This window comes from Nocardia acididurans (assembly GCF_016741815.1).
GTDB classification, from domain to species: domain Bacteria; phylum Actinomycetota; class Actinomycetes; order Mycobacteriales; family Mycobacteriaceae; genus Nocardia; species Nocardia acididurans.
Map to the genome: position 1 here is coordinate 33,914 of NZ_JAERRJ010000006.1, position 16,942 is coordinate 50,855.

General features: G+C 67.5%; 17 protein-coding genes. 10 read left to right on the forward strand and 7 right to left on the reverse strand.

Annotated elements, in window-relative coordinates:
* The first annotated feature begins 11 nt into the window (after nucleotides 1-11).
* The 5 genes from JK358_RS16020 (at nucleotide 12) to JK358_RS16040 (ending at nucleotide 3,318) form a co-directional block, all read left to right on the forward strand.
* Complete coding sequence (locus tag JK358_RS16020; RefSeq protein ID WP_201948505.1) at nucleotides 12-824, forward strand: class I SAM-dependent methyltransferase; 813 nt, start codon at nucleotides 12-14, stop codon at nucleotides 822-824.
* Nucleotides 825-900: 76 nt separating this feature from the next.
* Complete coding sequence (locus tag JK358_RS16025) at nucleotides 901-1,422, forward strand: hypothetical protein (protein WP_232851393.1); 522 nt, start codon at nucleotides 901-903, stop codon at nucleotides 1,420-1,422.
* 58 nt (nucleotides 1,423-1,480) lie between these two features.
* A complete protein-coding gene (locus JK358_RS16030; protein WP_201948506.1) occupies nucleotides 1,481-2,014 on the forward strand; it encodes a hypothetical protein in 534 nt (177 codons plus the stop codon).
* 78 nt (nucleotides 2,015-2,092) lie between these two features.
* The gene (locus JK358_RS16035; RefSeq protein ID WP_201948507.1) at nucleotides 2,093-2,965 is read left to right on the forward strand and encodes a hypothetical protein; all 873 of its coding nucleotides are present in this window, start codon (nucleotides 2,093-2,095) and stop codon (nucleotides 2,963-2,965) included.
* A gap of 83 nt (nucleotides 2,966-3,048) precedes the next feature.
* A complete protein-coding gene (locus tag JK358_RS16040) occupies nucleotides 3,049-3,318 on the forward strand; it encodes a hypothetical protein (RefSeq protein ID WP_201948508.1) in 270 nt (89 codons plus the stop codon).
* Here JK358_RS16040 and JK358_RS16045 read toward each other — a convergent pair.
* From JK358_RS16045 to JK358_RS16055, 3 genes are all read right to left on the reverse strand, one after another.
* Entirely contained in the window at nucleotides 3,315-4,535 is a 1,221-nt protein-coding gene (locus tag JK358_RS16045; protein WP_201948509.1) for an acyl-CoA dehydrogenase family protein, read from the reverse strand. The genes JK358_RS16040 and JK358_RS16045 overlap by 4 nt on opposite strands.
* Nucleotides 4,536-4,615: 80 nt before the next feature.
* On the reverse strand, nucleotides 4,616-5,101 hold the full coding sequence (locus tag JK358_RS16050) for an FKBP-type peptidyl-prolyl cis-trans isomerase (protein ID WP_201948510.1): 486 nt from the start codon (nucleotides 5,099-5,101) through the stop codon (nucleotides 4,616-4,618).
* A gap of 80 nt (nucleotides 5,102-5,181) precedes the next feature.
* On the reverse strand, nucleotides 5,182-5,880 hold the full coding sequence (locus JK358_RS16055) for a ubiquinone/menaquinone biosynthesis methyltransferase (RefSeq protein WP_201948511.1): 699 nt from the start codon (nucleotides 5,878-5,880) through the stop codon (nucleotides 5,182-5,184).
* Nucleotides 5,881-6,262: 382 nt separating this feature from the next.
* Between JK358_RS16055 and JK358_RS16060 the strand changes: the two genes are divergently transcribed.
* The 3 genes from JK358_RS16060 to JK358_RS16070 are packed head-to-tail and all read left to right on the forward strand — an operon-like array spanning nucleotide 6,263 to nucleotide 10,353.
* On the forward strand, nucleotides 6,263-7,195 hold the full coding sequence (locus JK358_RS16060) for a glucosyl-3-phosphoglycerate synthase (protein ID WP_201948903.1): 933 nt from the start codon (nucleotides 6,263-6,265) through the stop codon (nucleotides 7,193-7,195).
* 33 nt (nucleotides 7,196-7,228) lie between these two features.
* Nucleotides 7,229-8,647 carry a condensation domain-containing protein gene (locus tag JK358_RS16065; protein ID WP_201948512.1) on the forward strand — a complete coding sequence of 473 codons (1,419 nt, stop codon included), beginning with the start codon at nucleotides 7,229-7,231 and terminating at the stop codon, nucleotides 8,645-8,647.
* Between the two features lie 11 nt (nucleotides 8,648-8,658).
* Entirely contained in the window at nucleotides 8,659-10,353 is a 1,695-nt protein-coding gene (locus JK358_RS16070; protein ID WP_201948513.1) for an MFS transporter, read from the forward strand.
* A gap of 40 nt (nucleotides 10,354-10,393) precedes the next feature.
* Here JK358_RS16070 and JK358_RS16075 read toward each other — a convergent pair whose 3' ends face one another.
* Nucleotides 10,394-11,002: a TetR/AcrR family transcriptional regulator gene (locus JK358_RS16075; protein ID WP_232851394.1), complete on the reverse strand. Its 609-nt coding sequence runs from the start codon at nucleotides 11,000-11,002 to the stop codon at nucleotides 10,394-10,396.
* A 62-nt stretch (nucleotides 11,003-11,064) separates the two neighbouring features.
* Here JK358_RS16075 and JK358_RS16080 point away from each other — a divergent pair, with 62 nt between their 5' ends.
* Nucleotides 11,065-12,543, forward strand: coding sequence for an amidase (locus tag JK358_RS16080; protein WP_201948514.1), 1,479 nt, complete (start codon nucleotides 11,065-11,067; stop codon nucleotides 12,541-12,543).
* Nucleotides 12,544-12,608: 65 nt separating this feature from the next.
* Here JK358_RS16080 and JK358_RS16085 read toward each other — a convergent pair whose 3' ends face one another.
* On the reverse strand, nucleotides 12,609-14,183 hold the full coding sequence (locus JK358_RS16085; RefSeq protein ID WP_307817550.1) for an MDR family MFS transporter: 1,575 nt from the start codon (nucleotides 14,181-14,183) through the stop codon (nucleotides 12,609-12,611).
* A gap of 277 nt (nucleotides 14,184-14,460) precedes the next feature.
* Nucleotides 14,461-15,042 (reverse strand): TetR/AcrR family transcriptional regulator, encoded by a 582-nt coding sequence (locus tag JK358_RS16090; RefSeq protein ID WP_201948515.1) that lies wholly within the window; start codon nucleotides 15,040-15,042, stop codon nucleotides 14,461-14,463.
* Between the two features lie 115 nt (nucleotides 15,043-15,157).
* Between JK358_RS16090 and JK358_RS16095 the strand changes: the two genes are divergently transcribed.
* A complete protein-coding gene (locus JK358_RS16095; RefSeq protein ID WP_201948516.1) occupies nucleotides 15,158-16,198 on the forward strand; it encodes a beta-ketoacyl-ACP synthase III in 1,041 nt (346 codons plus the stop codon).
* On the opposite strand, the gene JK358_RS16100 is transcribed toward JK358_RS16095, so the two are convergent.
* A complete protein-coding gene (locus JK358_RS16100; RefSeq protein WP_201948517.1) occupies nucleotides 16,165-16,938 on the reverse strand; it encodes a TetR/AcrR family transcriptional regulator in 774 nt (257 codons plus the stop codon). The genes JK358_RS16095 and JK358_RS16100 overlap by 34 nt on opposite strands.
* Nucleotides 16,939-16,942 lie beyond the last annotated feature (4 nt).

Below are 16,942 nucleotides of genomic sequence, written 5' to 3' on the forward strand. Positions count from 1 at the left end.
AGGCTGGCCGCATGGGAGAGCAGGTTTCGCTGGGCCAGATCCAAGAGACACTTCTTATTCCGCTGTACGGGCGGGCACTCGACGCGCGCGGTGCGCGCAGCGTGCTCGGCGATCGCAAGGCGATCGACCTCGTGGAGCGCATCGACTACGACTTCACCAAGTTCCGCGGGCCGTCGCTGGCGGGCTCGGTGCTGCGCGCATCCATCTTCGACGAGTACGTGCGCGAGTTCCTGCGCCGGCATCCCGACGGCACGGTCGTCGACCTGGGCTGCGGACTGTCCACCCGCTTCGATCGGCTCGACAACGGCCGGCTGCGCTGGTTCGACCTCGACATGCCCGACTCGATGGCGTTGCGGGAGAGATTCTTCGAGAACACCGATCGATACACCATGCTCACCGGGTCCATGTTCGGCACCGAGTGGCACGAGCGGGTCAAGGAGCGTTCGGGGCCGGTCTTTCTGCTCAGTGAAGCGGTCATGCTCTACTTTCCCGCCGATGAGGTGCACGCCGAGCTCGAGCGGGTCGCGGACGCGTTTCCGGATACGCCGTTCGCGTTCGACACCGGCGGCGCGCTGATGATGAGGACCCAGGACCGGAACCCGGTCTTCCGCGCCGTCACCGCCCGCATGCAATGGCCCTGCGACGACCCGCGCACCCTCGAATCGCACGGCGTACGCCTCGTCGAATCCCGTACCTTCGCCACCCCGCAACCGGCCCTGGGCCGCACCTGGCCCGCGCGATACCGGCTGGGCCTCAAGCTGATCGGATGGACCGCTCCGGTGCGCAGCTACAAGGTGAATCTGTTCCGCACGCGTGCCGCGTGACCGTCGCGGGCTCCGAAATCGCTACTATCGCAACGCTTGCCGTTGATGACGAGAGTTGCGATAGGGGAGTACGACGATGAAACGTTCGGTTCTGGGATTTGCCGTCGCCGCGGTCATCGGCTCGGGCGTGGTCGTGGCCGGGCCCGCTTCGGCCGAGGGCGAGCCCTGCCAGCTGGGATGGTCGAATGTGGGGCCGCGCACCTGTGCGAAGAACGACTTCAACCTGAGCCCGGTCTTCACCGTGGGCAACGGCGTGTGCGTCGGGATGTTCTCGGTCGGCGGGACCTCGTTCGACGGTCCGCTCTACGAGTACTCCGAAGCGCCGGGCGCCGTGCACTCGATCGTTTTCCGGCTGACGCAGGGATTTTCGCCGATCGGGGAGTGGGGGCCGCACCTGCTCGCCTGCGATGTGACCGCCGTGGTGGACTGGCGGAACCTGGACACGGGCGCAACCGGAAGTGTCAGCCGGTTCATTCCGGCTGGTCAGCGATCCGCGCCGGCCATCGTGCTGGCGGAGACTGGGCCGGGGCGGGTGCAGGTGACGGTGCGGACGGATCGGCCGAACGTTCCGGCCACGGCCGAAATCGTTGTGCCGTAACCGGCGCGACGGGTGATACTGGGCCGGAAAATTCGGTCCGAACCTTGAATACGGGGGAATGATGGCGAAGCGAGTCTGGCTGGTCGCGGCGGCGTGTGCGGCGGCGATGCTGGTGAGCGGATGCGGGACTTCGGAGAAGTCCACCGGGGCCGCCGGCACGACTTCGGCTGCGAAGCAGGGGATTACGACGACGTCGTCGAAGGCGGCGGCGCCGTCGACTCCGCTGCAGAACCGGCGGGCCGGCAACGGGGAGATCGTGCAGCAGAACGGGCTGGTCGGCTCGGGGACGCTGGATATCGACAACGGCAACAGCGCCGACGTCGCGGTGGTCGTCACCACCGGAAACCCGTCGAACCCGCAGGCCACGATCTACGTGCAGGGGAACTCCAAGGCCACGCTGAGTGGTATCGCGGGCACGTACTACGTGTACCTGAAGTCGGGCAAGGACTGGGATCAGGCGACGCTCTCCTTCACCCGCGACAAGGACTTCTCGAAGTTCGACGACCCGTTCGACGCGGACTCCGCGTGGGAGATCAGCCTGCAGCCGACCGTCGGCGGCAATGCCAGCACCAGCGACGTGCCCGCCTTCTGATCGGGTAGTCCCCGAAGCTGATCGGGGATCATCCTCACCGGCGATGCCGTGGCCGATCGTGCTGCCTAGCGTGGGTGCATGGTCGGCGAATGGTTGCGCCACGGTGTCCGGGTGGTGTTGTCACTGTTGATGATCGCGTTCGGAATGGTGAAAGTCATTCCTACGCAGTTCATCTCGTTCACGCTGCCCGGGGAGATGCTGGTATCGGTGGGCGAGTCGACGTCCTCGGGGCTGCTGTGGAAGTTCATGGCCGCCTCGACGCCGTACACGGTGATCACCGGGCTGGTGGAGGTGACCGGCGGGGTGCTGCTGGTGTTCCGGCGGACGACCCTGCTCGGGGCGCTGATCAGTCTGGTGGCGCTGATCCAGGTGAGCATCCTGAACCTCGCCTACGGTGTGCCGGTGGTGGTGACGCCGCTGGTCATGCTGGGCATGGCCCTGGTGGTTTCGCTGCCCTGGTGGCAGCGGCTGCTCGATGTGCTGGTTCGCCATCGCGACTCCGCCGCGCCGCGGACGCCGCCGCTGCTCGGCGATCCGCGATGGCGGCGGGCGGGTCTCGCCGCACATGTCACCGCGGCAGCTTTCGTGGCAATGTTCATGGGCGTCAATGGGTTTCAGCAGTACCGCGACTACACCCAGCGGCTGTCACCGCTGGACGGCGTGTGGGCGGTGGATCAGTACCGGGGCGCGGGACCGGAGTGGGTGCGGGTGGCCATCGAGGCGCGCCCGGCGTCCCAGCGTCTGGTCGTCGCCCGTGCGGCGGGCGGCCCGCTGGAGCGGGACGCGGTGGTGAGCGATACGGAAGCCGTTCTGCACGTGGGTGATTCGACCCTGACCTGGACTCGGCCCGACGCGCGGACGCTGCGCCTGACCGGCGTACTGGACGGTGCGGACACCGAGGTCACCCTGTATCGCGTACCCCTTCGCAACGAATCGAACGAGTTTCGCTGACACCACCTGTTTCAATAGCCCCAGCAGGGGGCATTCGTCACTCGGACAGGACAGGAACCCTGACTCCGAGGGAGTGACCGTCGATGACCCACACCAATGCCGTCCCCGTCTCCGCCACCCGTAAATCCCAACCGCCGGAAACGATTCTCGATGGCGTCGATTGGCCGGGGCCGGCGCTACTGCTGCTCGGTGTCATCGCCCTCGCGTGGACGTTCACCGGCACCGATATCGTCACGGGTCTGCGTGCCGTCGGAGGTTCCGTGGTCACCGTGCTCGCGCTGGTCGCGGGCTCGGTGTGGATCGTCCTCGAGCACAACAGATTCCGTGCGAACCCGGGTGACGGGGGGCGTTAGCGGGCGAGCAGTCCCTTGGCGATGTGCGTGACCTGGATTTCATTGCTGCCCGCGTAGATCATCAGCGACTTGGCGTCGCGCGCGAGCTGCTCCACCTTGTATTCGGCCATGTAGCCGTTGCCGCCGAACAACTGCACAGCCTCCATCGCGACCTCGGTCGCGGCCCGCGAGGAGTACAGCTTCATGGCCGACGCCTCGGCCAGCGTCACCTTGTGCCCGGCCTTGGTGCGCTCGATGGCGTTGAACACCATGTTCTGCACATTGATTCGCGCGATCTCCATCTCCGCCAGCTTGAGCTGGATGAGCTGGAACTGCGCGATCTCCTTACCCCACAGCTTGCGTGACTTCGCGTAATCCACACAGAGCCGGTGGCATTCGTTGATGATGCCCAGCGCCAGCGACGCGATGCCGATGCGCTCGGCCGCGAAAGACTCCTTGGCGCTGTCTTTTCCGTCGCTCTTGGCCTGGTCCTCGCTCTCGCCGAGCAGCCGGTCCGGGGTGATGCGCACATTGTCGAAGAACAGTTCGCCGGTGGGCGAGGAGTTCATGCCCATCTTCTTGAAGGCCGGGCTCTGGGTGAAGCCCGGCATGCCCTTGTCCAGGACGAAGGTGAGCACCTTGCGGTCGCGCCGGTCGACGCCGTCCTCCTCGTCCAGCTTGGCGTAGACGACTGTCACATCGGCGTGCGGGCCGTTGGTGATGAAGGTCTTGCGCCCGTTGAGGATGTAGTCCGCCCCGTCGCGCCGCACATAGGACTTCATGCCGCCGAACGCGTCCGAGCCGGAATCGGGTTCGGTGATGGCCCACGCGCCGACCTTCTCCATGGTGACCAGCTCGGGCAGCCAGCGCTTCTTCTGCGCGAGAGTGCCGCGGGTGCGGATGGTGCCGACGGTGAGGCCCAGGCTCACACCCATCGACGCGACCAGCCCGAGGCTGATCCCGGCGAGCTCACTGTTGAGGATGACCCCCATGCTGCCCGCGCCGCTGAAGCCGCCGCCCGCCTTGCCCGTGGTGCCGGCCTCCTCGCGGGCGAGCGCCTTCTCCAGTCCCTCGCGGGCCATCTCGTCCAGCCCGAAGGCGGCGTACAGCTTGCGAATGATGTCGAAGGGCGGCAGCGCGCCGCTTTCCAGCTGTTCGACGTGCGGCTTGATCTCCTTCTCGATGAACCCGCGCAGCGCGTCGCGGAACATCAGGTCTTCGTCGGACCACTGGTACATGTCGTGAACTCCCGAGGGATCGCCGGAACGGTCGGTCCCCTGAATATAGAACACGTTCTAGTGAGCGGTCCGCGCCCCGATCAGTGCTCGTGATCGTCGTCCCCGTGCGGGTGGCCGTGGGCGAGCTCGTCGGCGGTGGCCTCGCGGATGTCGACGACCTTCACCTGGAAATGCAACCGCTGCCCGGCGAGCGGATGGTTCCCGTCGATGGTCACATCGTCCCCGTCGACCTCGACCACGGTGACGATCTGGGTCTCGCCGTCCGGCGCCTCGGCCTCGAACTGCATCCCGGGCTCGAGCTCGTCGATCTCCTCGAACATGGCCCGCTCCACCACGCTGACCAGCTCCTCCAGGTACTCCCCGTACCCGTCCTCCGGCTCGATGGTGACCTTCAGCTCGTCACCCACGCTCTTGCCCTCGAGCGCGACCTCCAGGCCGGGCACGATGTTCTCCGCCCCGTGCAGGTACACCAGCGGCTCCTCGCCCACGGAGGTGTCCACCACTTCCTCGGCGTCGTCGGTCAGCGTGTATTCGATGGAGACGACCTTGTCGGTACCGATCTGCATGGCTCGGGGCCCTTTCGCGCGGGAAACAGCGGACGAGCAAATGTATCCGGAACTCGGGCACTCCGGGCTCAAGCCGCAGCTCAGAGCGGCTTGGTGCCCCACAGGATGACGTTGGTGCCGAAGAAGCGCTGGTGCCAGCCGATATCGGTGAAGCCGAGGGCGTCGAGGATTTCGGCGACCTGACGGGGGGATTTGAAGCCGAGGGTGCTGGATTCGAGGTAGGTGTAGGAGGTGCGGTCGCGGGCGACCACCTGGCCCAGGAGCGGGACGAGCAGGCGCATGCCCCCCTCGACGATGGGCTTCATGACGCCGACGGGCGGGCAGGTCTCCAGGATCACCACGCGGCCACCGGGTCGGAGGACCCGATGTTGTTCGCGCAGAACGCTTTCCACGTCGTCCACATTGCGGAGCAGATAACCCTCGGTGATGCCGTCGAAGGTCTCGTCGTCGAAGGGAAGTGTGGTCGCGTCCGCGTGCAGCCAGCGCACCGCGTCGGCGCCGCGCTTGGTGCGGGCGTGGGCCAGCATCTCCTCGGAGAAGTCCGCGCCGGTGACGGTGACGGCCGGGTACATGCGCGCCGCCTCCAGGGCGATGACGCCGGTGCCGGTGGCCAGATCCAGCAGCTGACCGCCGATGGGAGGCGCGACGCGGGCGGCGACCTCGCGGCACCAGCGCGCGTGGCTGCCCAGCGTCATGAGGAAGTTCATCCGGTCGTAGTAGCCGGCGATCTTCTCGAAGATCCCGTGTACTTCGGAGCTCTTGCTCTGATCGATGGTCACCGGGGCCCCTTTGTGATCTGGTTTTCCGCAGTGTAGCGAATGTGAAATCAGACTAGTTCGGTCTGTCGGCGGCACGGGACGTGCGGGGGAGTTCGGATCAGGGGGATCGAAAGGGTGGCGCGGGGAATTGTCCGGAGCGGTGCGGAAATTTGTTGTGGCGCACAGGGATTTGGGTAGTGCGACGCCGATCACGGCAAGGGTTAATGGACGGTTACTTCCACCTGAAAGATCCATTCTCCAGATGGACGGTTGTTCAGTGGCGTTGTAGCGTCGGCGCATCGCATCGAGGCGATTCCGAGTATCAACACTTTCCCGAGTTTCACGACGGCGCTTTTCCTGTCGGCTCGGTGCCTGATCTCCAACACTTTGATAGGTGGTCGTTGTGGTCGGTCTGCTCGCGAATGAAAGTCATGGTGGTATCCGCACCTGGTCCGCACCGAAGTGGACGGCGCGGGATCTCATAGCCGCCAAGGGCAAGAGAACTGTGTCGGTGGTGCTTCCCGCGCTGAACGAGGAAGCCACCGTGGGCGATGTCGTCCACGCCGTCCGATGCCTCCCGGAAGGGCTGGTGGACGAGCTGATCGTCATGGATTCCGGCTCCTCGGACGCCACCATGCGGGTGGCGGCCGCGGCCGGCGCCACGGTGGTCAGCCGCGAGGACGTGCTGCCCGAACATCCCCCGGTCCCGGGCAAGGGCGAGGTGCTGTGGCGCTCGCTCGCCGTGGCCTCCGGCGACATCGTCATGTTCATGGATTCCGATCTGCTGGAACCGGATCCGCAATTCGTGCCGAAACTCATCGGGCCGCTGCTGCTCGACGAATCCATTGTTTTCAGCAAGGCGTATTACCGGCGGCCACTGCTGACCGGAGACTCCTTCGACGAATCCGGCGGCGGCCGGGTGACAGAACTCGTGGCGCGGCCACTGCTGGCCGCACTGCGCCCGGGACTGCGACATGTGATCCAGCCGCTCGGCGGTGAATACGCCGCAACCCGGGAAGCCCTGGAGCGCTTCTATTTCGCCTCCCACTACGGCGTCGAAATCGGTTTGCTGATCGATGTTTTCGATCACTACGGCACCGGCGCGATCGGCCAGGTCGACCTCGGCGTCCGCAAGCATCGCAACCGGCCGCTCCATGAACTCGGCGTGATGAGCCGCCAGATCGTCGCCACCGCGCTGGAGCGGTGCGGCTTGTCCGACTCCGGGGAGGGAATCATCCAATTCCCGCTCGGGGCAGACGGATTCGCCGCCAAGGAGGCCGTGCTGCGCACCGAGCACCGGCCGCCCATGGCTTCCCTGCTGAAAATCGCTTCCTGAGTGCAGCTTTCGAGAAGATGAGGATTCTTCGCCATGATGCAGAGCGGGCTCATTGACGACTGGCGGCCGAAAGGCGGTCAGCTCACCATTATTCGCCCCAGTGAGGTCTCCCGCGCGGCCGCCATCCGCGCGACAATCGACACCACGCCACCGTCCTTCCAACAGGACGCGTACCTGGAAATGGCGCGCACGGCCAAACTGACCGGGCAGCGCTTCGACCGGCTCATCCTGTGCGCCTTCACCCTCGCGGGCGTACCGGATATCGCGGCCCTGGTCCGCACCACCACCGCCATCGTGCGCCGGCACGACTCCTTCCACAGCTGGTTCGAGATCGACGCCGAATACCGGGTCCAGCGCCGGGTGGTGGACGCCGCCGACATCCACCTCGTCTCCGACTCCTGGGGCGAGATCGACGGCCCCCTGGTGAGCCGGATCCTGCAGCACGTCACCCCCGGGCCGAGCAGCTGGGACTGCTTCACCTTCGCGGTCATCGACCACGACGGCTCGTTCACCGTGGTGGTCGCCGCCGACCACATCAACTGCGACGCCATCTCCGGCGCCATCATCAGCGGTGAGTTCGCGCAGCTGTACTACGACCCGGCGGGCGCGGAACGGCTCGCGGGCATCCCGGTGGCCAGCTACCGCGAGCACTGCGGCCGCGAGCGGTCCCAGGCCGCTCGGCTCGGGACGGACTCGGCGCAGATCGTGCAGTGGGCGGACCGCATCCGCGCCAATGGCGGCAGGTTGCCGAGTTTCCCCCTGCCACTGCGGGAATCGGATACGACCGAGGCTCCCACGGCGGCCTCCGACCGGCGCGTGCTGCTGTCCGGCGCGGCGGCCGACGGGTTCGAGGCGGCCTGCGCCGCCGCGGGCGTGCGACTGGTATCCGGCATCTTCGCCGCGGCGGCCTTCGCCGAGTACGAATTGACCGGGCGGACAACGTATTTCAACCTCTCGCCGAAGAGCACCCGGGCCGATGACGCCGAACGCCGCTCGGTCGGCTGGTACGCCAGCCTGATTCCGATCGCCTTCGACTTCGACCCCGCCGCGGGTTTCGCCGCGGTCGCCCGGGATGCCGAGACGGCGTTCAACGCCGGCAAGTGGCTCTCCGACGTGTCACTGCACCGGGTGGTCGAATTACTGGAATCCCAGCCGGGATTCGAGGTCCGGCGCGGCTGGGTGGCCCCCATGCTGTCCTACCTCGACATGCGCAAACTACCGGGCGCGGACCTGTTCGCCGCCATCGACTTCTCGTTCTTCGGCAGTCGCGGCACCTCCGAGGAGGTCTACACCTGGGTGCAGCGCACGCACGAGAACATCTGGATGGCTTCCCTGTTCCCCGACACCGAGGTCGCGGCCAAATCCATGACGCGGTACGCCGACGTACTGACCGGAATCATGGAATCGATCGCGCGCTCCGGATCCGGAGTGCCCACCCGCGACGTCGCCTAGCGGAGGCGGCCATGAGCACAGTGGAAATTCGGCGGGAAACCGCTGTCCCGGCGCAGGATTCACCGCAGGCCGACCGGCCTCGCAACGCCTCCGCCTGGGTGGCCCTGACCGCGATCTTCATCGCCGTCTTCATGCAGATGGTCGACGCCACCATCGTGACCGTCGCCGTCCCCGACATCGTCCGCGATCTCGGCGCGAGTTCCGCCGAATCCTCCCTGATGCTCACGGGATACACCGTGGCCCTGGCGTGCTCCCTGCTGCCGAGCGCGCGCCTGGGCATGCGGTGGGGGCGCGGCGGCTTCTTCACCGCCGCGCTCGGGCTGTTCGTGGTGGCGTCCGTGCTGTGCGGTCTCGCGCCGACCCCGCTCACGCTCATCGCGGCCCGCGTCCTGCAGGGCGCGGCCGCGGGAGCGGTGTCGGCGCAGCCCATCGCCATCATCACGGCGCGCTTCGCGGATACCGCCCGGCGCAATCTGGCCTTCGCGCTCTACGGCGCGACGGCGGGCACGGCGGCCATGCTGGGACCGCTGGTCGGCGGACTCCTGTTGGGCGCCAACCCATTAGGGCTGGGCTGGCGGTCCATCTTCCTGGTCAACCTGATTCCGGGCGTGATCGCGCTCGCGCTCGCCGTCCGGCATCTGCGCGGATCGGTGCCCCGCGAACTCTGCTCCCTCGACGTGGCGGGAGCGGTGCTGGCGGCGGCGGGTCTGTTCCTGTTGATCTACGGGCTTTCGGTCGGTCGCGAAAATGACTGGTCGCCAACGATTCTGGCCATGCTGGTCGCATCGGTCGCCGTGCTCGCGGTATTCGCGCTGCACGAGAAACGCTCGGCGGTGCGCAGCGGCTCACCGCTGGTGGATCCGGGCCTGTTCGCCTCCCGGCGGTTCCTCGGCTGGATCGTCGCCTGCCTGGTGGTCTACGGGGTGTTCGCCGCCTACCTGTTCACCATGTCCATCTCACTGCAATTCGGCCTGGGCTACACCGCATTGCGCACCGGCGTGACCACCCTGCCGTTCTCGGCCGGCGCGGTCGTGGGCGCACTGTCCGCGCCCCGGCTGGCGGCCCGGCTCGGCGACCGCATGATCGGAATGGGTTTCGTCCTGTTCGCCATCCTGCTGCTGGGCTGGCTGGTCGCACTGGAACCCAGCCCCGCGAGCCTGTCCTGGCCGCTGCTGCTGATTCCTTTGGTACTGGGCGGATTCGGCGTCGGCGTGGCGGCGGCGCGACTCCAGATCGCCGTGGTGGCGGCGGTTCCGGAGCGTTCGGTGCATTCGGCCTCGGGGCTGGTGCCCGCCGCCCAGCAGATCGGCAACTCGCTGGGCGTCGCGCTCATCGGCATCCTGTTCTTCCACTCGGTGGCGGTGGCGGCCCCGGATGCCGTCGCCAACGAGCAGGCGGCGCTGAAACAGGGACTGTCGGCCACCACCCCGTTCGCGCCGAAGATCGCCGACGAGTTCGGGCGTTGCGCCACACTGCAATTGCAGTCCGCCACCCCCGAGCGCACCCCGCCCGGCTGTGATCATTCCGGGTCCGCGAGCGGGCAGGGGCAGACCGCGCTGCTCGAACAGGTGACCGCGACGGTCGCCGACTCCGCGCAGACGGTGGCCGGAACGGTCTTCGTCTCGGCCTTCCGCACCACCGCGGTGGTACTGCTCGCGCTGGTCGCGGTGGCGGGCGCGCCGTTTGTCCTGCGGCGGCGGCGATGAGCGACCGGACCGATCGGCTGCCCGGGGCCTGCCACCCCGGTCAGCCGCCGGTCAGGAATTCGACGGTGGCCTCGAACGCGGCGTCCACCCGCTCGCGATCGCCGGTGGTGATCAGGTCCAATTGCAGGCCGCGCACCTGAGCGAGAACGAAAGTGGCGGTGCGGGAGCGGGTTTCGACCGGCCACTGGTACCGGTCGAGCTCCCGCTCGATCACCGTGAGCCAATCGGTGACCAACCGGGAGGCCGGGTGATCGGGGGTGCGCGCGGCGGCCGCCACCAGTTCGAACAGCACCAGGAACTGGCGCTGTTCGCGCGGCCGGCTCAGATGCCGCCAGGCGGCGCGCAGCACGTCGGCCGCCGAGCCGACGGTGCGGATCTCCTCGGCGAGCAGCCGCTCCTCGAAGTCCTCGCGGATATGTTCCAGGACCTCGATGATCAGCGCGTCCTTGGTGGCGAAATGCCGGATGAGGGTGGCGTGACTGACCCCGAGGGCGCGGGCGACCGGGCGCAGCGAGAGGTCGCTCACGCCGTTGTCCAGCACGTATTCGGTGGCGGCTGCCAATAGCTCGGGGCGGCGATGCTGGAAGCGCAGCGTGCGGCCGTCGATCTTCTTCGCGCTCGTCGGGGGCGGCTCAACCGGTGCGGGCATAGGCGAAATTTTAGCGTTCCAAGTGGTTACGTAACCAATCGGTACGGCTATTATCCGAGACCATGAAGTACGACGAATATCGCGGGTTCGACGCGCTCGGATTGGCGGAACTGGTCGAGCGCGGGGACGTGCACCCCACCGAACTGCTGCGCGTCGCACTGGAACGGTGTGCCGAGGTCGACCCGGAAATCAATGCGATCAGCCTGCTCATGGAACTGAACGGCAAGGAACTGGCCGGTCGCGCGGATATCCGCGGCCCGTTCGCGGGCGTGCCGTTCCTGATCAAGGACCTGGCGCAGGACTATGCCGGCTACCCGACCTCCGGCGGCACCGGGCCACTGCGCGGCGTGCGGGCCACCCGCAACAGCCTGAACGTGCAGCGCTGGCTCGACGCCGGACTCGTGATCTTCGGCAAGACCACCACCCCCGAATTCGGCGCGAAGGCGATCACCGAGACCCGAACCTTCGGCGCGACCCGCAATCCGTGGGACACCACCCGCACCCCCGGCGGCTCCTCGGGCGGATCGGCGGCCGCGGTCGCCGCGGGCATCGTGCCCATGGCCGGAGCCAGCGACGGCGGCGGATCCATTCGAATTCCGGCCGCGCACACCGGATTGTTCGGCCTCAAGGCCGGGCGCGGACTCATCTCCAGCGGACCCGAATTCGGCGATTCGCTCTTCGGCGCGGTCACCGAGGGCGTGCTGTCGCGCAGCGTGCGCGATACGGCGGCCATGCTCGACCTGCTCAGCGTGCCGGATCCCGGTGCGCCCTATGCGGTTTCCCGCCCGGACCAGCCCTTCCGCACGGCGGTCGGCACACCTCCGCGCCGACTACGGATCGGGTTCAGCCACGAATCTCCGCTGGGCACCAAGGTGCACGGTGAAGCGGTGCGCGCGGTCGAAGACGCCGCCCGGCTGCTGGAGGAACTGGGCCACACCGTCGAACCCGCCGCGCCGGTATTCGACGGCAAACAGATGGCCTTCGATTTCATGACGGTCTGGACCGCCAACGCCGCCGCCGTCCTGTCCCGCGCCTGCGCGGTGAGCGGTTCGCAGCCAACGGATTTCGATATCGACACCCAGGTGCTGGCGGCCGTCGGCCGGGCCGTCGCGGCCCCCGAGCTGATGGCGGCCCACGCCCGCTGGAACGGATACACCCGCGCGCTGAGCGACTTCCACGGCCGCTACGACCTGTTCCTCACCCCGGGCCTGGCCGAACCGCCGCTGCGCATCGGGCAGCACCGCACCCCCGCGCTCGCCGACACCCTGCTGCCGCCACTGCTGCGGCTCGGCGTGGGAAAGGTGGTGTCCCGCACCGACTTCTACCGTGACCTGGTCACCGCCAACCTCTCGGCGGTGCCGTTCACCCAGCTCGCCAATATCACCGGCCGCCCGGCCATGAGCGTGCCCACCTACTGGACCCCCGCGGGCCTCCCGCTCGGCGTGCAGTTCGTCGGCCCCTCCGGCAGCGAATACCTGCTGCTCCAGTTGGCCGCCGAAATCGAAACCGCCCGACCCTGGTTCGACCGCCACCCGGCGTAACGGATCCCGACAGCGCACAGCCCCCGAACCCATCGGATTCGGGGGCTGTGCGGTTCAGTTGTGGATCAATCCTTGGTCAGCTGCGGCTTCAGCTCGGCTTCCAGCTCGATGGCCTCGGCATCCAGATCGGAGACCTCGGCGGCATCCGGCGCGGGAACCTCACCGCCGTGTCCGTGCCCATGACCCTCGGGCGATTCCGACCGGCTCGGCAGCAGCACCGCCATGACGATCACGATGATCGACAGCACCGCCGACACCCCGAACGCCACCTTCATACCGGAGAGCATGGCCGCGTCCGGCGCGGTGCCCTCCTTGATCAGATCGGTGCTGCGGGCCGACATGATGGTGACCACCAGCGCGGTGCCGAAGGCCGCCGCCACCTGCTGCAGCGTGCCCAGCATGGACGAACCGTGCGAGTACAGGTGCATCGGCAGCGCGCCCAGGCCCAGGGTGAACACCGGGGTGAAGGCCGCGGCCAGCGACAGCATCAGCAGCACGTGCATGGCCAGCAGCTGCCAGTACGGCATATCCGCCGAGATGAAGGTGAACCCGGCCAGCGCCACGGTGATGCCGATGGAAGCCGGGATCACCAGCACCCGCCCGCCGAAGCGGTCGAAGATCTTGCCGACGGTCGGGCCGAGCAGACCCATGGCCAGACCGCCCGGCATGACCAGCAGACCGGTCTGCAGCGGGGTCAGGTGCCGCAGGTTCTGCAGGTACAGCGGCAGCAGGATCATCGAGCCCATCATGGCCAGGAAGGCCAGCGACATGAGCACCAGCGCCTTGGTGTAGGTGCCCGCCAGCAGCACGCGCAGGTCCAGCAGCGGAGTTCCGGTGCGCTGCAACGAGATCTGCCGGAAGGCGAAGGCCGCGATGAGCGCCGCGCCCGCCGCCACGATGAGCGCCGGGGTGGTCCAGTTGCCGGTCTCGAAGTGGCTCAGGCCGTACACCAGGGAGCCGAAGCCGAGCGCCGCGAGCACCACGCTGAGCCAGTCGATGGCCCCGGACTGCGGTTCGCCCACGTTCTCCAGCTTGCGCAGCCCGAACCAGGTGACCGCACCGGCGATCGGCAGCACCAGCACGAACAGCCAGCGCCACGCGGCGATGTGATCCTCGAAGCCCTTACCGGCGTCGAGCACCAGACCGGAGATGACCGGGCCCATGGCGGGCGCGACCGAGATGGCGAGCGTGACATTGCCCATCACGCGACCGCGATCCTGTTCGGCCACCACCGTCATCAGGGTGGTCATCAGCAGCGGCATCATGACCGCGGTGCCGCCCGCCTGAACGACACGGCCCACCAGCAGGATGGCGAAGTTCGGCGCGACCGCGGCGAGCGCGGTACCGGCGAGGAACACCAGCATGGCGATGGCGTAGGCCCGGCGGGTGGAGACCCGCTGCAGGAACCATCCGGTCACCGGGATGACGGCCGCCATGGTGAGCATGAATGCGGTAGAAACCCATTGGGCCGAGCGTTCGGTGATCCCGAGGTCATGGATCAGCGTCGGAATCGCGTTGATCATGATGGTCTCGTTGAGGATCACCACGAAGGTCGCGAGCACCAATAGGCGGATAACGGTCGGCGTCCGCCCACCGCCCGGTATCGCACCGGTTGTCTGAGTGGATGTGTCGGCGAGCACCGAGTACCTCCGAAGCGTTCGTGAACAGGTCTACGTGTGTCCCGATGGCGAGCGCCTCTGATCGCAACCCCGTCGCCACACACAAGAACAGACGGGAATATTTCGCTCAACTAATCGGTCGCGCGTCAGTATTCCGGTCACCACCGACACGAATCACTCGATTTTCGGCGCGCGCAACAGTTATGCGCAACCGGATTTCCCTGCTCACCAGCAGTTCTCACCCGGTTCCCGGCGAGCGCGTGAGCCTGGTCACGTCAGCGGCGCACCTCGGCGCGGGTCACCGTTGCCGCAGCTGATGGCGCAGCAGGATGGCCAGCTGCGAGCGGGCGTCGTCGAAGGGATGGCTGGACTTGAGCGCGCGGCTCTGCACGATCGCGCCCTCGATGACCGACAGGATCAGCCCGGACAGCGCGCGGGCGGTGGTGCGGTCGAGGTCGATGGCGACCAGGCCGTCCGCGAGGCGCGCGGTCCACTCCGCGAAGGCCTGCCCGGCGGTGGACTGCAGCGTGGGATCGAGCTCGTCCAGGGCGGCGGCCATCATGAAGGAGCCGGCGCGGTACTCACTGGATTCGAGTTGCACCCGCCAGAAGGCGAGCAGTTCGTCGAGCCAGTCCTCCACGGTCGCGGCGGTGGCGAGGGCGTCGGCCATCCGGCTGATATGCGAATACACCAGCCGGGACACGATTTTCGCCGCGGTCTCCACCAGTTCGCCCTTGCCGGACGGGAAGTGCTGATAGAGCGAGTTGCGGGAGGCGTTGCTGCGCTTGAGCAGTTCGCTCAGCCCGGCGGCGTGCACGCCGTGCTCCTGCACCGTGGCGATGGTGCTCGCGATCAATCGGGCGCGGGGTCCCGCCGCCATGGAACTCCTCCAACCGTTGCGTGAACACTTTTTCCGGCCCTTGTGTGAACCGATCGGTCCATGTTAGACGTATTCTATGTGGACCGATCGGTTCATGTGTGTGGAGAGGATCGTCGTGCCTGCTCAGATTGCTACCGCAGCGCCCGTTGCCCATGCCGCCCTGCTCGGGCTGGGCGTCTACCGGCCCCGACGGGTGGTGCCCAATGCCGAGATCATCGACAAGATCGACTCGTCGGACGAGTGGATCCGCACGCGATCCGGCATCGCCGCGCGCGGCTGGGCCGACAAGGACGAGACCATCGTCGGCATGAGCGTCGCCGCGTCGAAGGACGCGCTCGCCGCCGCGGGCATCACCGCCGCGCAGATCGACGCCGTCGTGCTGGCCACCTCCTCGCAGATGGTGCTCGGGCCCTCCGCGGGCGCTGTCGTAGCCACCGAACTCGGTATGCACGACACCGCCGCCTTCGATGTCTCGGCCGGCTGCGCGGGCTTCTGCTACGCCCTCGGCAACGCCGCCGGTCTGGTGCGCGCGGGACAGGCGCGCTATGTCCTGGTCATCGGAGTGGAGCGGCTCTCGGATCTGCTCGACACCGCCGACCGCACCTGCGCGTTCATCTTCGCCGACGGCGCGGGTGCGGTCGTGGTGGGACCGGGCGAGACCGAGGGCGTCGGCCCGGTGGCCTGGGGCTCGGACGGCAGCCAGACCGATGCCATCAAGCAGGACAAGGACTTTCAGCAGTACTTCGCCGAGGTCGCCGCAGCCGAGGCATCTGGCGGCACCACCGTGCGGCCCTACATCCGGATGAACGGCACCGCCGTATTCCGCTGGGCCGTCACCTTTTTGGAGAAGGCCTGCCGCGACGCCCTGGACAAGGCCGGGATCACGGCCGAGGATCTGGACGCGTTCGTGCCGCACCAGGCCAACATTCGCATCACCGACGCGCTGGTCCGCACTCTCGGCATCCCGGAAACCGTTGCGGTGGCACGGGATATCGTCGAAACCGGCAATACGAGCGCGGCGTCCATCCCCATGGCCATGGAACAGCTGCTGCGCTCCGGCGAATCCAAGCCCGGCGACACGGCCCTGCTGCTCGGTTTCGGCGCGGGCCTGGCCTACGCCGGTCAGGTCGTGCGGTTGCCCGCCCTGTCGAGCTGATCGCCTGCGGCGGCGAGGAGTTCGCTCATCATGGTCGCCGTGGTGGCCGAGCGGTCGAAGTCGTAGCCCAGGTCGGTGGCGAAACCATCGAACAGATGCCAGACGGAGGTCGCGAGCAGCCGCGCGATCTCCTCGGTACCACGCGAGGCGGAATCCCTTGGCACGATGACATATTGGTTGATCACGCCCTCCACCAGCCCGATGATGCCGTACGACAGCGGGCGGAAGGGTTCGGAGTCGACGCCGAGGATCGTCGACACCGCGGTGAAGCGCTCCCATAGCGCCTCGGCCAGCCGCTGCCGCCCGACCGTCAGACCGGAATCCGGTGCGCTGTAACCGTGCAGCCGCCCGCCCTGTTCGAAGCGATACAGGTTGGGATGCTCGGCCGCCCATTCGACCACCGTGCGCAGGATGCCGAGCAGGGTCTCCTCGCCGGTCTTCTCCGGATCGAGCACCATCACCGATTCGAATTCCTCGAAGGACGTATCCATGATGTACGCGCGGATGCGGGCATCCAGATCCTCGCGATTGTCGAACTGCCGGTAGACCACCGAGCGCGCCAGCCCGGCACGCTCGGCGATCTGCTGGATGGAGATGTCCGCGCCGGGCTCGTTCTCCTCGAGCAGTTCCACGGCCGCCCGCAGGATCTGGGTCTGCCGGGCCGAATTGTGTTCACTCCACCGGCGTTCCCCGGACCGCTTGCGACGGCCACGCAGGTCGGGATGCCGGTGGTGATTCACACGC